A 15165-nucleotide genomic window follows, 5' to 3' on the forward strand; every position below is an offset into this window, starting at 1 on the left:
TCTAGCGTGGAGGCATGACGGTGATGGAGACCACGACGACCGCGACGAGGACCGATATCTGCGCGTCGCCCGCCAAGGCGCACCCGCGCCCCGAAGGGCAGGACCAGTACACGATCAGTGAGGTGGTCGCCTTCACCGGGCTCACCGCACACACGCTGCGCTGGTACGAGCGGATCGGGCTGATGCCGCACGTCGACCGGTCACACACCGGGCAGCGCCGTTTCACCAACCGCGACCTGGACTGGCTGACCTTCGTCGGCAAGCTGCGGCTGACCGGGATGCCGGTCGCCCACATGGTCCGTTACGCGGAGCTGCTGCGCGAGGGCGACCACACCTTCGAGGAACGGCAGGAACTGCTGGAGGCGACCCGCCGCGACGTGAGGACGCGGATCGCGGAGCTCCAGGACACCCTCGCCGTACTCGACCACAAGATCGATTTTTACGCGGGCGCCCGACGGGCGCCGGAGAGGTCACGTACCTGATGACTGACAACAAGATCGCCACCGTGGAGCTCGGCAGGGGCGGCCCGCAGGCCGGCGTCCAGGGGCTCGGCTGCATGGGCATGAGCGAGTTCTACGGGGACACCGATGAGGCCTCCGCACGCGAGACGCTGGAGACCGCCCTGGCGGCCGGTGTCACGCTCTTCGACACCGCGGACATCTACGGCAGCGGCGCCAATGAGACGTTCATCGCGCCGTTCGTCGGCGCGCACCGGGACGAGATCACCCTCGCCACCAAGTTCGCCATCGAGCGCCGGGACGACGACCCGCACTACCGGGGCATCCGCAACGACCCCGCGTACATCCGGCAGGCCGTCGAGAACAGCCTGCGGCGGCTCGGCACCGACGTGATCGACCTCTACTACATGCACCGCCGCGACCCGGCCGTGCCGCTGGCCGAGTCCGTGGGCGCCATGGCCGAGCTGGTTCAGCAGGGCAAGGTGAAGCAGCTCGGGCTCAGCGAGGTGACGGGCACGGAGCTGCGCGAGGCGCACGCCGTGCACCCGATCGCCGCCCTCCAGTCCGAGTGGTCGCTGTTCAGCCGGGACAGCGAGCGCAGCGCGGTACCCGCCGCCGTGGAGCTCGGCGTGACCGTCGTGCCGTACTCGCCGCTCGGCCGAGGCTTCCTGACCGGGGCTTTCGCGGACGCGGGCAAGGACCTGGCGAAGAACGACTTCCGGCAGTTCCAGCCGCGTTTCACCGGCGACAACGCCAAGACGAACGCCGCGCTGCTGGAGCCCGTCCGCAAGATCGCCGCCGCGCACGGGGCGACCGCCGCCCAGGTGGCGCTGGCCTGGGTGCAGCAGCGCGCCCAGGTGCACGGGCTGGCCGTGGTGCCGATCCCGGGCACCCGGAAGAGCAGCCGCCTGCTGGAGAACGTCGGCGCCACCCGGATCACGCTGACGTCGGAGGAGCTGGACCTGCTGGAGCCGATCGCCGGGCGGGTCGCGGGGGACCGCTACCCGGACATGAGCTCGACAGCCACCGCCCGCGAATAGCGGCGACGGCTGATCGCGCCCGGCGGACAGGCCCCAGGCGCGATCAGTCCTTGGCCACCTTGATGACCACGGTGGAGCACATCTTGTCGGCGAACGTCTGCCTCCGGACGTCCCACAGCGGCCAGAGCCAGCCGAGGTAGCAGGGCAGGCTGTCCACTATGTGCGCCAGCTTGCGCACGAACGCCATGCCGAAACCGAGCGTCGCCCCGTCGGCCTGGCGGTGCACGCTGATCCGGAGGACCTTCTTGCCGGTCGTCTGGCCGTACCTGCCCTCCCGGTAGAGCTGGTAGAAGCCCATGAAGAGGAAGTAGGCCACGCCGACCGCGAAGAAGGGCCCGGGGTCCGCGTTCGCCGGGTCGTCGCTCCTCACGATGTCGACGAACCCCAGCGCGTACATCGGCGCGACGATGATCATCAGGTCGAGCATCCACGCCCCCACCCGCTCTCCCCAGTGGGCCGGCGGCGGCATCCCCATCCCCGGCATGCCCGGCATCCCGGCCGCCGGGTACATCCCGTACGGCGGCTGCTGCTGGTAGCCGTACTGCGAGGGAGCGTCGTACAGCTGCTGACTGTAGGGGTTGTTCGGATCGCCGTAGCTCATGGCGAGGTTTCTCCCGTGCCGGTAAGAGGTGCGGAGCGCCTGAGCGGTGGGCCGGATCTGCCGTAACGGCCGTTTGCCCCCGCACAGTTGCAATCGTGAGCGCTCATCGTGCGGGGAGCACCGGTCGCTTGTCCAGTCCGGCATGCGTGCCTTCGGCGATCTCCGCGAACGCGCGCAGCGACTCCGTTCCGGGAGCGAAGTACCCGGTGTGTCCGTGAGCGTCCGCTGCGGGCACCCGGCGGGCGCCGAACGCGGCGGAGGCCGGATCGGCGCCATGGCCCAGCCCGGCGAACTCGACGTGGGGCACCTTGTCGATCCAGTCACTGGGGTCCTTGGCGGCCCACACCCGGGCATCGGTGTGCAGATCGCGGACGTTGTCCGCGCGCATCCCCGGCGATCCGAGGACGACCAGATCCGTGGCGCGCAGCCGGGGCGCGGCGAGTCCGCAGACGACGGAGCCGTAGCTGTGGCAGAACACGGCGGGCGTGGGCACACCGTCGGCGGCCAGCCCGTCGTCGAACCGGGTCAGCCGGTCGGCCCCGGCCTCCGCGAGCGAACCGGTCGCCGCGTCCACGCCGAGGCCGACGGGGGTGGTGTACCCGGCCCAGGCGATCACGGCGCTGCCCCGGCCGGTCCGCGCGTAGAGGGACTTGGCCATGCCCGCCGGGGTGCCGTACACATCGGTGCGGCGGTCGAAGGTCCCGGCGTCGATGTCGGAGCCCGGCACCACCACGGACACCTGCCGCGCGGCCCTCAGGTCACCGAAGACCTCGGCCACCTGACCCCGGCCGCGCGGGTCGAACGCGAGGATCTGCCGGTGCGGGTCCTCGGCGAGATGTGCGTACCGGGGGTCGTGACTGCTCCTGAGCGCACGGGCGTTGGCACGGTAGCGCAGCTCGGCCGGTACGCCGTCGAGGTTCCCGACGACGAGCGGGTGCCGGGCGATCAGCGTCTGCCGGTCCTGATCGCTCAACCCCCGGAAGAACGCGCTGACTTCGGCGGGTGTGTGCCGCTCCGGGTCGGGCAGCTCCCGGCCCAGCACCTGGTCCGCCCGCCAGGCGGCGGTGCCGGGCGGCGGCCCGGTCAGCGCCTGCTGGGCGTTGCCGGAAGCCCAGCCCGTCGTCCCGGCCGCCACCGTGGTCGCCAGGGCGACCGCCACCAAGGTCCTCGCGTAACGGCGCATCGGGCCCTCCCCCTCCGGCCGAGCCGGATCCCGTCACACCGTGCGGCGCGACGGGAGGAAGGTAGGAAGAGGACGGGTGCCGGGGCGTCACACCGAGGGGCCAACCGGGGAGTGATACCGGGGTAGGGGGTGTACCGGCCCAGGCGCACCCGGGAATGGACCGGCCCAGGCGCACCCGGGCGTGTGCAGGCCCCGGCGCACCCGGGTGTCAGGGGCTCTCGCCCGGTACCACCACGCCCGCCTCGTACGCGAAGATCACCGCCTGGGCCCGGTCGCGCAGATCCAGCTTCGCGAGTATCCGCCCGATGTGCGTCTTCACCGTCTGCTCCGCCAGTACCAGCTGCCCCGCGATCTCCTGGTTCGACAGCCCCCGGGCGATCAGCCCCAGCACCTCCGTCTCACGCGGAGTCAGCCCGTTCAGCCGCAGCGCCGCCCCGCCGCTCCCCGCTCCGGACGGCCGTTGGCGGGCGAAGTCCGCGATCAGGCGCCGGGTCACCGACGGGGCGAGCAGCGCGTCACCCGCCGCCACCACCCGTACCGCCGAGATCAGGTCCGCCGGGGGCGCGTCCTTCAGCAGGAAACCGGACGCCCCGGCGCGCAGCGCCTCGTACACGTAGTCGTCCACGTCGAACGTGGTCAGCATCAGTACCCTCGGCACATGCGCCACGCCCACCGGAGGGTTCAGCAGCTCGCGTGCCGCCGCCAGTCCGTCCATCTCGGGCATCCGGACGTCCATCAGCACCACGTCCGGATGGACCCGGCGGCTGACGTCGATGCCCTGGCGCCCGTCCGGCGCCTCACCGACCACATCGATATCGGCCTGCGCCGCGAGCAGCGCCGCGAACCCCGCCCGCACCATGGCCTGGTCGTCGACGATGATCACACGGATGGTCAAGAGTCCTCCGGAGGCGGGACGGAAGCGGGACGGAAGCGGGCGGCAGAGCGGAACGGTCACCCGGCGGCGGCGCGGTCGGGGGTCAGCGGCAGCCGCGCGGCCACCCGGAAACCCCCGTCCGGCAGCGGCCCGGTGTCCAGCGTGCCGCCGGTCAACCGTACGCGCTCGCGCATCCCGACCAGCCCGTGTCCCGTCCCCGTCGTCTCCAGCGGCTCGCGCGGCGAATCCGTGCGCCCCGGCGGTCCGTTGACGACCAGCACCGTCAGATGCGCGCCGTCGGAGCTGACCGACACCCGGGTCCGGGCACCCGGCGCGTGCCGGACCACGTTGGCCAGGGCCTCCTGCACGATCCGGTACGCGGACAGGTCGACCGCCTGCGGCAGGCCCGTCAGCCCGGCGGGCAGCGACAGCTCGGCGGGGAGCCCCGCCCGTACCGTCGCCTCCACCAGCTGCTGCAGCCGGTCCAGGCCCGGCTGCGGCGCCCGCTCGCCCTCCGTGCCCTCGCTGCGCAGCACCTGCAGCAGCCGCCGCATCTCCCCGAGGGACTCCCGCGCGCTCGCGGCGATCGACTCGAACTCCTCGCGGACACCGTCCGGAAGGCCGCCCAGCCGGTACGAGGCGGAGTCCGCCTGGACCGTGATCACGGACATGTGGTGCGCGACCACGTCATGCAGTTCACGGGCGATCCTGGTGCGCTCCTCCAGCAGCGTGCGCCGCGCCCGCTCGGCCTCGCTGATGGTCTCCTGCTCGGCCAGCCGGCGCTGTGCGACGCCCCGTTCCCGTACCGCCGCGCCGATCATCAGCACCACGGCACTGAGGATGAACAGCAGCAGCGAGTTGTCGGTGCGGTGGTCGGAGGAGACCAGATACAGGACGAGTCCCGCGGCGCCGGTCGCCAGCCAGACGCCGGCCAGCGTCTGCCGCCGCTCGCGCAGGCCCAGCGCCAGGAGCACGAAGAGGTAGCCGATCTGGCCGGGTGCCGTCCACGGCCAGGCGTCGCGCTGCCCGGTGTCCTGCCCGAGCATCAGGACCGCGCCCAGGACATCGGCGGTGAAGATGATCCACCAGGCCTGCAACGGCCGGTGCGCCAGCATCAGCAGCGGCGCGGCCTGGGCGACGGCGAGGAGGCCCGCCAGACCGCCGTTCAGGCCGTACTGGTCGGACAGGACCGTGATCGTGACCGGGATGAAGATCACGGCGAGCGCGCCGACGACGACGTACGGCAGGAGCCGCTGCCAGCGTTTCGGGGCATCGGCCAGGAGCGGGGTCGGCGGATGCGAGGGATGGGACAGTCCGTACGCCATCGGGCCCAGATGGCGGCGGGCGGCGCTCAGCAGACCGTCCGTCGCGGGCGGGGGCGACGGGGGCGGGGGCGTGGAGTAAGTGGGCATGGGCTGCCCAGCGTAGGCAGCGGAGCCGCCCCCTGGCGTCATACCGGGGTTCCGGTTGTGCGGGCGCCTGCCCCGTACCGGGGTATGACCCGCCCCGGGCTCGTACGGGACAGGCCGCCGCTACAGCTCGGCGAGCAGCTGGGCCTTCTTCGCGCTGAACTCGTCGTCCGTCACCAGACCCGCCAGGTGCAGTTCGCCGAGGTGGTGGATCCGCTCCGCGATGTCCGCAGGGTCGCGCCGCCCGGCGGATGCCAGGGCCGTCGCCGTGGCGGCGGGCGCGGACTGCCTCCTGCGGACGGATTCCAGCACGGCCGCGGCGAACGGCAGCGACTCGTGCACTGGGCCGTAGCCGAGGCCGAAGATCACCGCGGCCGGGTCCTCGTCGGCCCGGGTGGGGCGAGCGGCCACGGACTGCGCACTCCGGTCGGTGCCCGTGCACAGCGCCGCGCCGGGACCGCCGCCGAGCCCCGAGCCCTCCGCCATGGCCGGTCCCGCGCCCTCCAGCCCTTTCGGCACCAGCCGCAGATAGCCCTCGAAGACCTCGGGGGAGCGCCACTCGACACCGCTCAGCTCGGTGACCGGGAACGTCTGGTCGCCCGCCTTCCACTTCTCGGAGGAGGCGCCCGTCCAGAACCACCGGAAGGAGATCCGGTCCCCGTCGAAGCTGGCCCGGCCGTCGTACGCCTTGAAGCGCATCGGTGCCTCGGGTGCCGCGACCAGGAAGCGTTCGGCGGGTTCACCGGCGTCGGGGCCCAGCCGGGCCCGCAGCTCGTCCGCGTAGTACTCGGCGAGCGTCTCGCGCTCGGCCGGAAGCACCAGGCGGTACGGGTCGCAGCCGTCCTTCAGCTGTCCGGCCGCGGCCTCCAGCAGCGGGTCGGCGCCGGGTCTCGGTACGGCACGCAGCACCACCGTGCCCCGCTTGCCCGGAGTCAGCGTCACCGACGACAGCGCCGCGTGCGGGACGCGGCGCTCACGGAGGCTCTGGAAGAGCCTCGGCGTGCGGATACCCCGTTCGAAGCGGATGAGCACGGAGTCGGTGTCGAACTCCCAGGTGGCTTGAATTCCGGCCAGCACATCACCCATGTGCCTCATCGTATGCGGCACTTGCCCGCACGTCCCCCCTCCGAGTCGACGGCAATCCGCGACCGGCACCGCTCTCTACGCGCGTCAGACGGTCTCGTTGCCGGAAATTCGTTCGTGGCAGGCGCTGTCGGCCTGCGCACAGGTGACCGAACCGTAGCTGCCGACACCGATCGCGGCGAAGTTGCCGAGGCTCTCGGTTCCCGGCTCGAAATAGCCGCTGTGGCCGATCGCGTCGCCCGCCGCCACGATCCGGGCACCGAAGTCCGGATCGACCGGATCCGCCCCGTGGCCGAGCCCGGCGACCTCAAGGTTCGGTACGTCCGCGATCCAGTCGTCGCGGTCCCGCATCGCCCACACATTGGCCCGGGTGCGCAGCGCGCCGGCGTTGTCGGCGCGCATGCCGGGACTGCCCGCGACCGCGATGTCGGTCACCCGGGCGGGCAGTCCGCTCGCCGCCACGCCGCACAGGACCGAGCCGTAGCTGTGGCAGAACAGCGATACGGGTGTCCGGCCGGGGAGCGCGCCGACGAGCGCGCCGAGCCGGACCGCCCCGCGCTGGGCGAGGTTCCCGAGGGCGGCGTCCATGCCGATGCCCGCGGGCGCGGTGTAGTCGGCCCAGGCGATCACGGCGGTGCGTACGCCGGGGCCCGCGGTCCGCTCGGCGGCGTACAGGGACTTGGCCATGCCGACCGGCGCGGCGTTGGTCTTGGCCCCGGTCCGCTCCAGCGTCAGCAGATTGGTGTCGACGCCCGGTACGACCACCGAGACCCGCTCGGCCCGGTCGAGATCACCGAAGACCTCGGCGGCGTGGCCCCGGCCCGACGGGTCGAACGCGAGGAAGTGCCGGTTCCGGTCGAGCATCGAGCGGAAGCGGTCCAGCCGGCGGACCGCCTCCGCGCGGCCCTCGGGGGAGAGCCGGCTGTCGTGCGCCCGCCGCTCTTCGACCGTGCCCGCCTGGACGAGCGCGAGCCGGTTGGCCCGGTAGCGCAGGGTGACCGGCGCGCCGTTCAGATTCCCCACCACCAGCGGGTACTTGTCCGCCAGCCGGACCCGCTGCGCGGCCGTGAGCGTGGCGAAGAAGTGCGCCAGTCTGTGCGGCTGGGCGTCGGCGGGGGGAAGCGCTCGGCCTCCTATCGACCCCTTGGCCCAGGAGGCGAGTGCGACAGTGCGTGGCTCGTCGGAGCGTTGATGACGCACGGCCGTCCAGCCAGTGGTCGCCAGCATCACGAACACAACCGCGATGGCGAGCAGAGTGCGCCATGCGGTGAGCGTCGGGGAGGAATCGAAGGAAGTCACTGCGGCCCACATTAGGAGACGCGCGCCGCACGCCGTTAAGCGGGTGACACACATCACCCGACTGTCGGGAATGGAACGCCTCTTCCTTCACGCTCCGTACGGGCCACCCGCACGCTCCGCCGAGCTCGGCACCCCGCAGATGTCGCATCCGCTCTGCGTGGTCGGCGTGTTGTGACCTTGGCCATACGCCGGGTCCGAGACATGCGGCACACGGCCCCGGGCGGGCGTGCGCCAGTCCCCGGCCAGGGCCGGCCCCAACTGGTCGAGATACACCTCGGTCAGCGTCCGCAGCGAGTCCATGCTGGTCTCCCGGCCGTGCCCCCACAGCTGGCCGGTCACCCTCATCACCCCGCAGAACGCGGCGACGGCGACGCGCGGGCGCGGGTCCCGTTCCACGTCCAGGCCCTCGCGCTGCGCGATCAGCAGGGCTATCTGGTTCTCCAGCTCACTGCTGCGCCGCAGGTGGGCGGCGAGCAGCGAGGGCGTCGATTCGATCATCTGGTACGTACGCATGTGGAGTTCGACCGGAACGATGGCCTCGATGGCTTCCCCGATACTGTTCCAGGCGCAGAGGACCGCGCGGCGCATCGCCTCGAAGGGGGCTTCCGACGCGGGCCGTTGGCGCAGTTCGGCGATGAATCGCGACTCCACCATCTCCTGGACGGCGAAGGCGGCCGACTCCTTGCCGGCGAAGTAGCGGAAGAAGGTGCGCTGGGAGACCTCCACCGCGTCGACGATCTCGTCGACGGTGGTCTCCTCGTACCCCTGGGTGGTGAAAAGATCGAGGGCGGCATGGAGCAGCGCGTCCCGGGTGCGGCGCTTCTTGCGCTCGCGCAGCCCGGCCGGATGCTCGGCGGCTTGTTGCCCGTCGGTCACTGAGCTGGTCCTCTTTTCCCTGCTTTGTCCAGCTCAGCTTACCTGTGAGCTACGTGACAGTTACCGACTTGTGAAATGGTTTGTCAACTGTCAGCGGCTGACACTAATCTCCGGGTATGACTAGTCAGACCACCGTCGAAAAGGCACCGCGGGAGCCCCGGGATGCCCCTGTTCCCGCACCCGCCAAGGGGCTGCGCGGCCACCCCTGGCTGACGCTGTTCTCCGTGGCCATCGGCGTGATGATGGTCGCGCTCGACGGCACGATCGTCGCGATCGCCAACCCCGCGATCCAGAAGGACCTCGGCGCCTCGCTCGCGGACGTCCAGTGGATCACCAACGGCTACATGCTCGCCCTCGCGGTGTCCCTGATCACCGCGGGCAAGCTCGGTGACCGGTTCGGACACCGCCAGACCTTCCTGATAGGCGTCGTGGGCTTCGCCGCGGCGTCCGGGGCCATCGGCCTCTCCAGCAGCGTCGTCCTGGTCATCACCTTCCGGGTGCTCCAGGGTCTCTTCGGCGCCCTGCTGATGCCGGCCGCGCTCGGCCTGCTCCGCGCCACCTTCCCGGCCGAGAAGCTGAACATGGCGATCGGCATCTGGGGCATGGTGATCGGCGCCTCGACCGCCGGTGGCCCGATCCTGGGCGGCGTGCTCGTCGAGCACGTCAGCTGGCAGTCCGTCTTCTTCATCAACGTGCCGGTCGGCGTGGTCGCGCTCGTGCTCGGCGTGCTGATCCTCAAGGACCACCGCGCGGAGAACGCGCCGCGCTCCTTCGACTTCGCCGGCATCGTGCTGCTGTCCGGCGCGATGTTCTGCCTGATCTGGGTTCTCATCAAGGGTTCGGAGTGGGGCTGGGGCGACCCCAAGACGATCGGCTTCCTGATCGCCGCCGTCGCCCTGTTCGTCGGCTTCGCCCTCGTCCAGCAGCGCGTCAGGGAACCGCTGATCCCGCTGGCGATGTTCCGCTCCGTGCCGCTCTCCGCCGGTACGGTCCTGATGGTGCTGATGGCCTTCGCCTTCATGGGCGGCCTGTTCTTCGTCACCTTCTATCTCCAGAACGTGCACGGCATGAAGGCCGTCGACGCCGGTCTCCACCTGCTGCCGCTGACCGCGATGATGATCGTCGCCTCTCCGCTGGCGGGCTTCCTGATCACGAAGTTCGGCCCGCGGGTCCCGCTGGTCGGCGGCATGGTGTGCACCGCGATCGCGTGCTTCGGCATGTCCCAGCTGACCGTCGGCACCGGCACCGTCACCATGTCGATCTGGTTCGCCCTGCTCGGCCTCGGCCTCGCGCCGGTCATGGTCGGCGCCACCGAGGTCATCGTCGGCAACGCCCCGATGGAGCTCTCGGGTGTCGCGGGAGGCCTCCAGCAGGCCGCCATGCAGGTCGGCGGCAGCCTCGGTACGGCCGTCCTCGGCGCCATCATGGCCGCCCGGGTCGACGCCGAGCTCGCCGACAACTGGAAGGACGCACAGCTGCCCCCGTTGTCGGGCGAGCAGCTGGACCAGGCGTCCCAGGCCGTCAAGGTCGGCATCCCGCCGGTCGCCCCGGGCACCCCGCCCGAGGTCACCGGCAAGATCGTGAACGTCGCCCATGACACGTTCGTGTCCGGCATGAGCACGGCGTTCATGGTCGCGGGCATCGTCGCGGTGATCGCGGCCCTGGTCGCTACCCTCACCAAGCGCGGTGAGAACGCGGAGGCGGGAGCGGGCGCCGGTCACATCTGATCCGACCGCCCCGTCCGGGCCACGTCCAGGCGCCGTCCCGGTGCCGTCCAGACGTCAACACCGTGCACGCGACAGCCCCGCCGGAACGTTCCGGCGGGGCTGTCGCCTATCAGGGTGGCATGGCCCCCGGCCCCTTCCCGGACGCCCGCTCCGCAGCTCAGGCTGGGTGCAGAAGATCCACATCAGCACGGGGGGTTCACTCATATGCGTACAACCGTTGTCGGCGCCGTCCTGGCCGCCACCGCCCTGGCCGTCACCGTTCTGCCCGCCGGCCCGGCGCCTCGGGCCGAGGCCGCGCCCGTCCGGCTCGGTGCCTGCGCGAGCGGTCAGCTCTGCCTCTGGGCGAAGCCGGAGTTCGCCGGGGGCCGCCAGGTCCACGAGCTGTCCACCATCGACATCGACAGCTGCGTGCCGCTGCCGGCGGGCTCCACCGGGCAGGCGCTCGCCAACCGCACCGGCCGCCCGGTCACCACCTACCAGTCCGCCGAGTGCGGCGAGACCGGGGAGTTCGAGACCTATCCGGGCGGCGGCACCTGGGTGCCGCGGTCCCCGTACCAGGTCCGCGCCTTCAAGGTCTGGGAGAACTGACCCGGGGAAAACGCCGCGGGGCGGCGGGACCCTTCCGGTCCCACCGCCCCGCCCGTACCGCTGTGCGTGCCGGTTACGCGTCGCCGCCCGCGACCCCCGGATCGGCCGAGGCCACATCCAGCAGGTCATAGCGGTCGACCGCGGTCTTCAGCGCCGAACGGTCGACCTTCCCGTCCTTCGCCAGCTCGGTGAGGACCGCCAGGACGATCGACTGCGCGTCGATGTGGAAGAACCGGCGCGCCGCGCCCCGCGTGTCCGCGAAGCCGAAGCCGTCCGCGCCCAGCGACTGGTACGCACCGGGCACCCAGCGCGCGATCTGGTCCGGTACCGACCGCATCCAGTCCGAGACCGCGACGAACGGGCCCTGCGCGCCGGACAGCTTGCGCGTCACGTACGGGACGCGCTGCTCCTCCTCCGGGTGCAGCAGGTTGTACCGCTCCACGTCCACGGCCTCGCGCCGCAGCTCGTTCCAGGAGGTCGCCGACCAGACGTCCGCCTTCACGTTCCACTCGTCCGCGAGGATGCGCTGCGCCTCGACCGCCCACGGGACCGCCACACCGGACGCCATGATCTGGGCGGGGATCTCGCCCTTCTCGCCGCCGCTGTAGCGGTAGACGCCCTTCAGGATGCCCTCGACGTCCACATCGGCGGGCTCGGCCGGGTGCTGGATCGGCTCGTTGTACACGGTCAGGTAGTAGAAGACGTCCTCGTTCTCCTCGGGCGTCCCCCCGTACATCCGGCGCAGACCGTCCTTGACGATGTGCGCGATCTCGTACCCGAACGCCGGGTCGTAGGCGACACAGCCCGGGTTGGTCGAGGCGAGCAGCTGCGAGTGGCCGTCCGCGTGCTGGAGGCCCTCACCGGTCAGCGTCGTACGGCCGGCGGTGGCGCCCAGCACGAAGCCCCGCGCGAGCTGGTCGGCCATCTGCCAGAACTGGTCGCCGGTCCGCTGGAAACCGAACATCGAGTAGAAGACGTACACCGGGATCAGCGGTTCGCCGTGTGTGGCGTACGCCGATCCGGCGGCGATCAGCGAGGCGGTGCAGCCCGCCTCCGAGATGCCGTCGTGCAGCAGCTGACCGGTCGGGGACTCCTTGTACGCGAGCAGCAGATCGCGGTCCACCGACTCGTACTGCTGACCCAGCGGGTTGTAGATCTTCGCACTCGGGAAGAACGCGTCCATACCGAAGGTCCGGTACTCATCGGGCGCGATCAGCACGAAACGCTTGCCGATCTCCTTGTCCCGCATGAGGTCCTTCAGGATGCGGACGAACGCCATGGTGGTGGCGATCGACTGCTGACCCGAGCCCTTCTTCGCGGTCGCGTACGCCTTCTCGTCGGGCAGCGCCAGCGGCTTCGACCGCACCACCCGGGTCGGGACGTAACCGCCCAGACCCTTGCGGCGGTCGTGCATGTACTGGATCTCCTCCGAGTCGCGGCCCGGGTGGTAGTACGGCGGGTTGCCGTCCTCCAGATGGGAGTCCGCGATCGGGATGTGCAGCCGGTCCCGGAAGCGCTTGAGGTCCTCCGCGGTGAGCTTCTTCATCTGGTGGGTCGCGTTGCGGCCCTCGAAGTTCGGCCCCAGCGTCCAGCCCTTGACCGTCTGCGCCAGGATCACCGTCGGCTGGCCCTTGTGGGCCTTGGCCGCCGCGTACGCCGCGTAGACCTTGCGGTGGTCGTGACCGCCGCGGCCCAGGTGCAGGATCTGCTGGTCGGACATGTCCTTGACCATGTCCCGCAGCCGGGCGTCGTCACCGAAGAAGTGATCACGGATGTACGCGCCCGTCTCGGTGGCGTACGTCTGGAACTGGCCGTCCGGCGTCGTGTTCAGCTTGTTGACCAGGATGCCCGTGCGGTCCTGCGCGAGCAGCGGGTCCCAGGAGCGGTCCCAGACGAGCTTGATGACGTTCCAGCCGGCCCCGCGGAACTGCGACTCCAGCTCCTGGATGATCTTTCCGTTGCCGCGCACCGGGCCGTCGAGCCGCTGCAGGTTGCAGTTGACGACGAAGGTCAGGTTGTCCAGGCCCTCACGGGCGGCGATGGAGAGCTGGCCGAGCGACTCCGGCTCGTCCATCTCGCCGTCCCCGAGATACGCCCAGACGTGCGAATCGGAGGTGTCCGCGATACCGCGCGCCTCCATGTACCGGTTCATCCGCGCCTGGTAGATCGCGCCCAGCGGGCCCAGGCCCATCGAGACGGTCGGGAACTCCCAGAAGTCTGGCATCAGCCGGGGGTGCGGGTAGCTGGACAGGCCGTTCGGCGCCTTCGACTTCTCCTGCCGGAAGGCGTCGAGCTGCGCCTCGCTCAGCCGGTCCAGCAGGAAGGCGCGGGCGTAGATCCCGGGGGAGGCGTGCCCCTGGAAGAAGATCTGGTCGCCGCCCTTGCCGTCGTCCTTGCCGCGGAAGAAGTGGTTGAAACCCACGTCGTACAGCGAGGCGGAGGAGGCGAACGTGGCGATGTGACCACCGACGCCGATCCCCGGACGCTGCGCCCGCGACACCATCACGGCCGCGTTCCAGCGGGTCGCGTTGAGGACCTTGCGCTCGACGTCCTCGTCGCCGGGGAAGAACGGCTCGTCCTTCGTGGCGATGGTGTTCACGTAGTCCGTGCTGCGCATCTCCGGCACCGCGACACGCTTCTCGCGTGCGCGCTCGATGAGCCGGAGCATGAGGTAGCGGGCCCGCTCGCGGCCCCGCTCGTCGACGGCGGCGTCGAGTGAGTCGAGCCATTCCTGGGTCTCTTCTGGATCGAAATCCGGGACCTGACTCGGAAGGCCGCCAATGATGATCGGGTTGCGATCGGATCCGGAAGCCACGCTGTTCCTTCGCTGTTCGGTGCTGCGCTACGGGGCCTGGTGGAGGGATTCACGCCCCCGGGATGTGTACACGTACGCCATCCCATCGTGTACCGCGAGGGCGCAAACGTCACCTCTACCAAAGGGTAACCAGGGGCCTTCCGGAACACCGTGTCACCGGACGGTCCAAGCCCCGGATGGGCCGGGCCGGAGCGGGTATCCGGGAGGCAGGAGGCGCGTTTTGGGCAGGTCGGGCAGGATGGGTCGGGCGAAACCGCAACCATACGCCCAAGGCGTGCAAGTGTTCCCAAACACTGCTCGACTCCGATTGCCGGACCGAAACGGCATAAGCTGTTCAAGGACGTAAAGGGTGTGGACGGTAGCGCGGGCTCCGGCAAGGGGCCGCCAACAGTGCGGCGACGTGGCACGAATCGTCACCGTTTAGGCGGTCTCGTGCGCTGGGTACTTGCGCGATCCGCCGCTCCCGTGTGGACTACGGCCAACGCCCCGCGTACGCGCGTGGCTGCAGCATTTTCCGAAACATGATCAGGAGGCAACCCGTGAGCGCGACCGCGGACCACGCGGAGGAGCGGACCAACCCGGCAGCACGCCTGGGGTTCGAGCCCGGACAGGTGGTCCAGGAGATCGGCTACGACGACGACGTCGAGCTGGAGCTCCGTGAGGGCATTGAGGCCACTATCGGCCAGGATCTCGTCGATGAGGACTACGACGACGTCGCAGACGTCGTCCTGCTCTGGTTCCGCGACGAGGACGGCGACCTTACGGACGCGCTGGTGGATGCCATTGGTCTGCTTGAGGAAGGCGGCACTGTCTGGCTGATGACGCCGAAGACCGGCCGTGACGGTTACGTCGAGCCGAGCGACATCAACGAGGCTGCCCAGACAGCCGGACTCGCCCAGACCAAGAGCATCAGCGCGGGCAAGGACTGGACGGGAAGCCGTCTGGCCACACCGAAGGTGGCGGCCAAGCCCAGGCGCTGAACCGCATATCGCCACTGAAGGCCCCCGACGGCAGCAAGCCGCCCGGGGGCCTTCGTATACCCGGTGGCCCCACTCCGGGGCGGCCACAGCGGCGCAGAGACCCCTGCAGAGACCCCCGCAGAGACCCCCGCAGGACCCCTCAGGGTGCCCTTCTGCGGGTGCCGCACGGCCACCGGGGGCATCTGCGTAGGGTGGGAGTCACCCGGACAGCCCAGCCCGGCGACGTAGCGAA

12 protein-coding genes and 1 pseudogene are annotated in these 15165 nt (G+C 70.7%); 5 read left to right on the forward strand and 8 right to left on the reverse strand.

Annotation, left to right across the window (positions count from 1 at the left end; all coding sequences use genetic code 11):
- Positions 1-14 precede the first annotated feature (14 nt).
- Complete coding sequence (locus RLT59_RS27435) at positions 15-482, forward strand: MerR family transcriptional regulator (RefSeq protein ID WP_311305853.1); 468 nt, start codon at positions 15-17, stop codon at positions 480-482.
- On the forward strand, positions 482-1498 hold the full coding sequence (locus RLT59_RS27440; RefSeq protein ID WP_311305854.1) for an aldo/keto reductase: 1017 nt from the start codon (positions 482-484) through the stop codon (positions 1496-1498). The genes RLT59_RS27435 and RLT59_RS27440 overlap by 1 nt, the downstream gene beginning before the upstream one ends.
- Positions 1499-1541: 43 nt before the next feature.
- Here the strand turns inward: RLT59_RS27440 and RLT59_RS27445 are convergent, their stop codons facing one another.
- The 7 genes and pseudogenes from RLT59_RS27445 to RLT59_RS27475 form a co-directional block, all read right to left on the reverse strand.
- Positions 1542-2099: an RDD family protein gene (locus RLT59_RS27445; protein ID WP_311305855.1), complete on the reverse strand. Its 558-nt coding sequence runs from the start codon at positions 2097-2099 to the stop codon at positions 1542-1544.
- A 103-nt stretch (positions 2100-2202) separates the two neighbouring features.
- Positions 2203-3282: an alpha/beta hydrolase gene (locus RLT59_RS27450; RefSeq protein WP_311305856.1), complete on the reverse strand. Its 1080-nt coding sequence runs from the start codon at positions 3280-3282 to the stop codon at positions 2203-2205.
- Positions 3283-3490: 208 nt separating this feature from the next.
- A complete protein-coding gene (locus RLT59_RS27455; protein ID WP_311305857.1) occupies positions 3491-4177 on the reverse strand; it encodes a response regulator in 687 nt (228 codons plus the stop codon).
- Between the two features lie 56 nt (positions 4178-4233).
- Positions 4234-5568 (reverse strand): sensor histidine kinase, encoded by a 1335-nt coding sequence (locus tag RLT59_RS27460; protein ID WP_311305858.1) that lies wholly within the window; start codon positions 5566-5568, stop codon positions 4234-4236.
- Between the two features lie 120 nt (positions 5569-5688).
- Entirely contained in the window at positions 5689-6651 is a 963-nt protein-coding gene (locus tag RLT59_RS27465; RefSeq protein ID WP_311305859.1) for a DUF4429 domain-containing protein, read from the reverse strand.
- A gap of 84 nt (positions 6652-6735) precedes the next feature.
- Positions 6736-7947 carry an alpha/beta hydrolase gene (locus tag RLT59_RS27470; protein ID WP_311305860.1) on the reverse strand — a complete coding sequence of 404 codons (1212 nt, stop codon included), beginning with the start codon at positions 7945-7947 and terminating at the stop codon, positions 6736-6738.
- Positions 7948-8169: 222 nt separating this feature from the next.
- Positions 8170-8823, reverse strand: a pseudogene (locus tag RLT59_RS27475) (TetR/AcrR family transcriptional regulator); the annotation flags it as partial.
- Between the two features lie 239 nt (positions 8824-9062).
- On the opposite strand from RLT59_RS27475, the gene RLT59_RS27480 reads away from it, so the two are divergent.
- Both RLT59_RS27480 and RLT59_RS27485 read left to right on the forward strand, forming a co-directional pair.
- Complete coding sequence (locus RLT59_RS27480; protein WP_399126988.1) at positions 9063-10550, forward strand: MFS transporter; 1488 nt, start codon at positions 9063-9065, stop codon at positions 10548-10550.
- Between the two features lie 204 nt (positions 10551-10754).
- Complete coding sequence (locus RLT59_RS27485) at positions 10755-11138, forward strand: peptidase inhibitor family I36 protein (RefSeq protein WP_311305863.1); 384 nt, start codon at positions 10755-10757, stop codon at positions 11136-11138.
- A 73-nt stretch (positions 11139-11211) separates the two neighbouring features.
- Here the strand turns inward: RLT59_RS27485 and aceE are convergent, their stop codons facing one another.
- Positions 11212-13953 carry a pyruvate dehydrogenase (acetyl-transferring), homodimeric type gene (gene aceE, locus RLT59_RS27490; protein WP_311305864.1) on the reverse strand — a complete coding sequence of 914 codons (2742 nt, stop codon included), beginning with the start codon at positions 13951-13953 and terminating at the stop codon, positions 11212-11214.
- Positions 13954-14492: 539 nt separating this feature from the next.
- Here aceE and RLT59_RS27495 point away from each other — a divergent pair.
- Positions 14493-14933: a DUF3052 domain-containing protein gene (locus tag RLT59_RS27495; RefSeq protein ID WP_073735865.1), complete on the forward strand. Its 441-nt coding sequence runs from the start codon at positions 14493-14495 to the stop codon at positions 14931-14933.
- Positions 14934-15165 lie beyond the last annotated feature (232 nt).

The sequence above is a fragment of the Streptomyces sp. ITFR-6 genome, assembly GCF_031844725.1.
GTDB lineage: Bacteria > Actinomycetota > Actinomycetes > Streptomycetales > Streptomycetaceae > Streptomyces.

What these genes read in the sequence shown, in the direction of transcription:
- RLT59_RS27435 (WP_311305853.1), top strand. Translation starts at nt 15, where the DNA reads ATGACGGTGATGGAGACCACGACGACCGCGACGAGGACCGATATCTGC.
- RLT59_RS27440 (WP_311305854.1), top strand. Translation starts at nt 482, where the DNA reads ATGACTGACAACAAGATCGCCACCGTGGAGCTCGGCAGGGGCGGCCCG.
- RLT59_RS27445 (WP_311305855.1), bottom strand. Translation starts at nt 2,099, where the DNA reads ATGAGCTACGGCGATCCGAACAACCCCTACAGTCAGCAGCTGTACGAC.
- RLT59_RS27450 (WP_311305856.1), bottom strand. Translation starts at nt 3,282, where the DNA reads ATGCGCCGTTACGCGAGGACCTTGGTGGCGGTCGCCCTGGCGACCACG.
- RLT59_RS27460 (WP_311305858.1), bottom strand. Translation starts at nt 5,568, where the DNA reads ATGCCCACTTACTCCACGCCCCCGCCCCCGTCGCCCCCGCCCGCGACG.
- RLT59_RS27465 (WP_311305859.1), bottom strand. Translation starts at nt 6,651, where the DNA reads ATGGGTGATGTGCTGGCCGGAATTCAAGCCACCTGGGAGTTCGACACC.
- RLT59_RS27480 (WP_399126988.1), top strand. Translation starts at nt 9,063, where the DNA reads ATGATGGTCGCGCTCGACGGCACGATCGTCGCGATCGCCAACCCCGCG.
- RLT59_RS27485 (WP_311305863.1), top strand. Translation starts at nt 10,755, where the DNA reads ATGCGTACAACCGTTGTCGGCGCCGTCCTGGCCGCCACCGCCCTGGCC.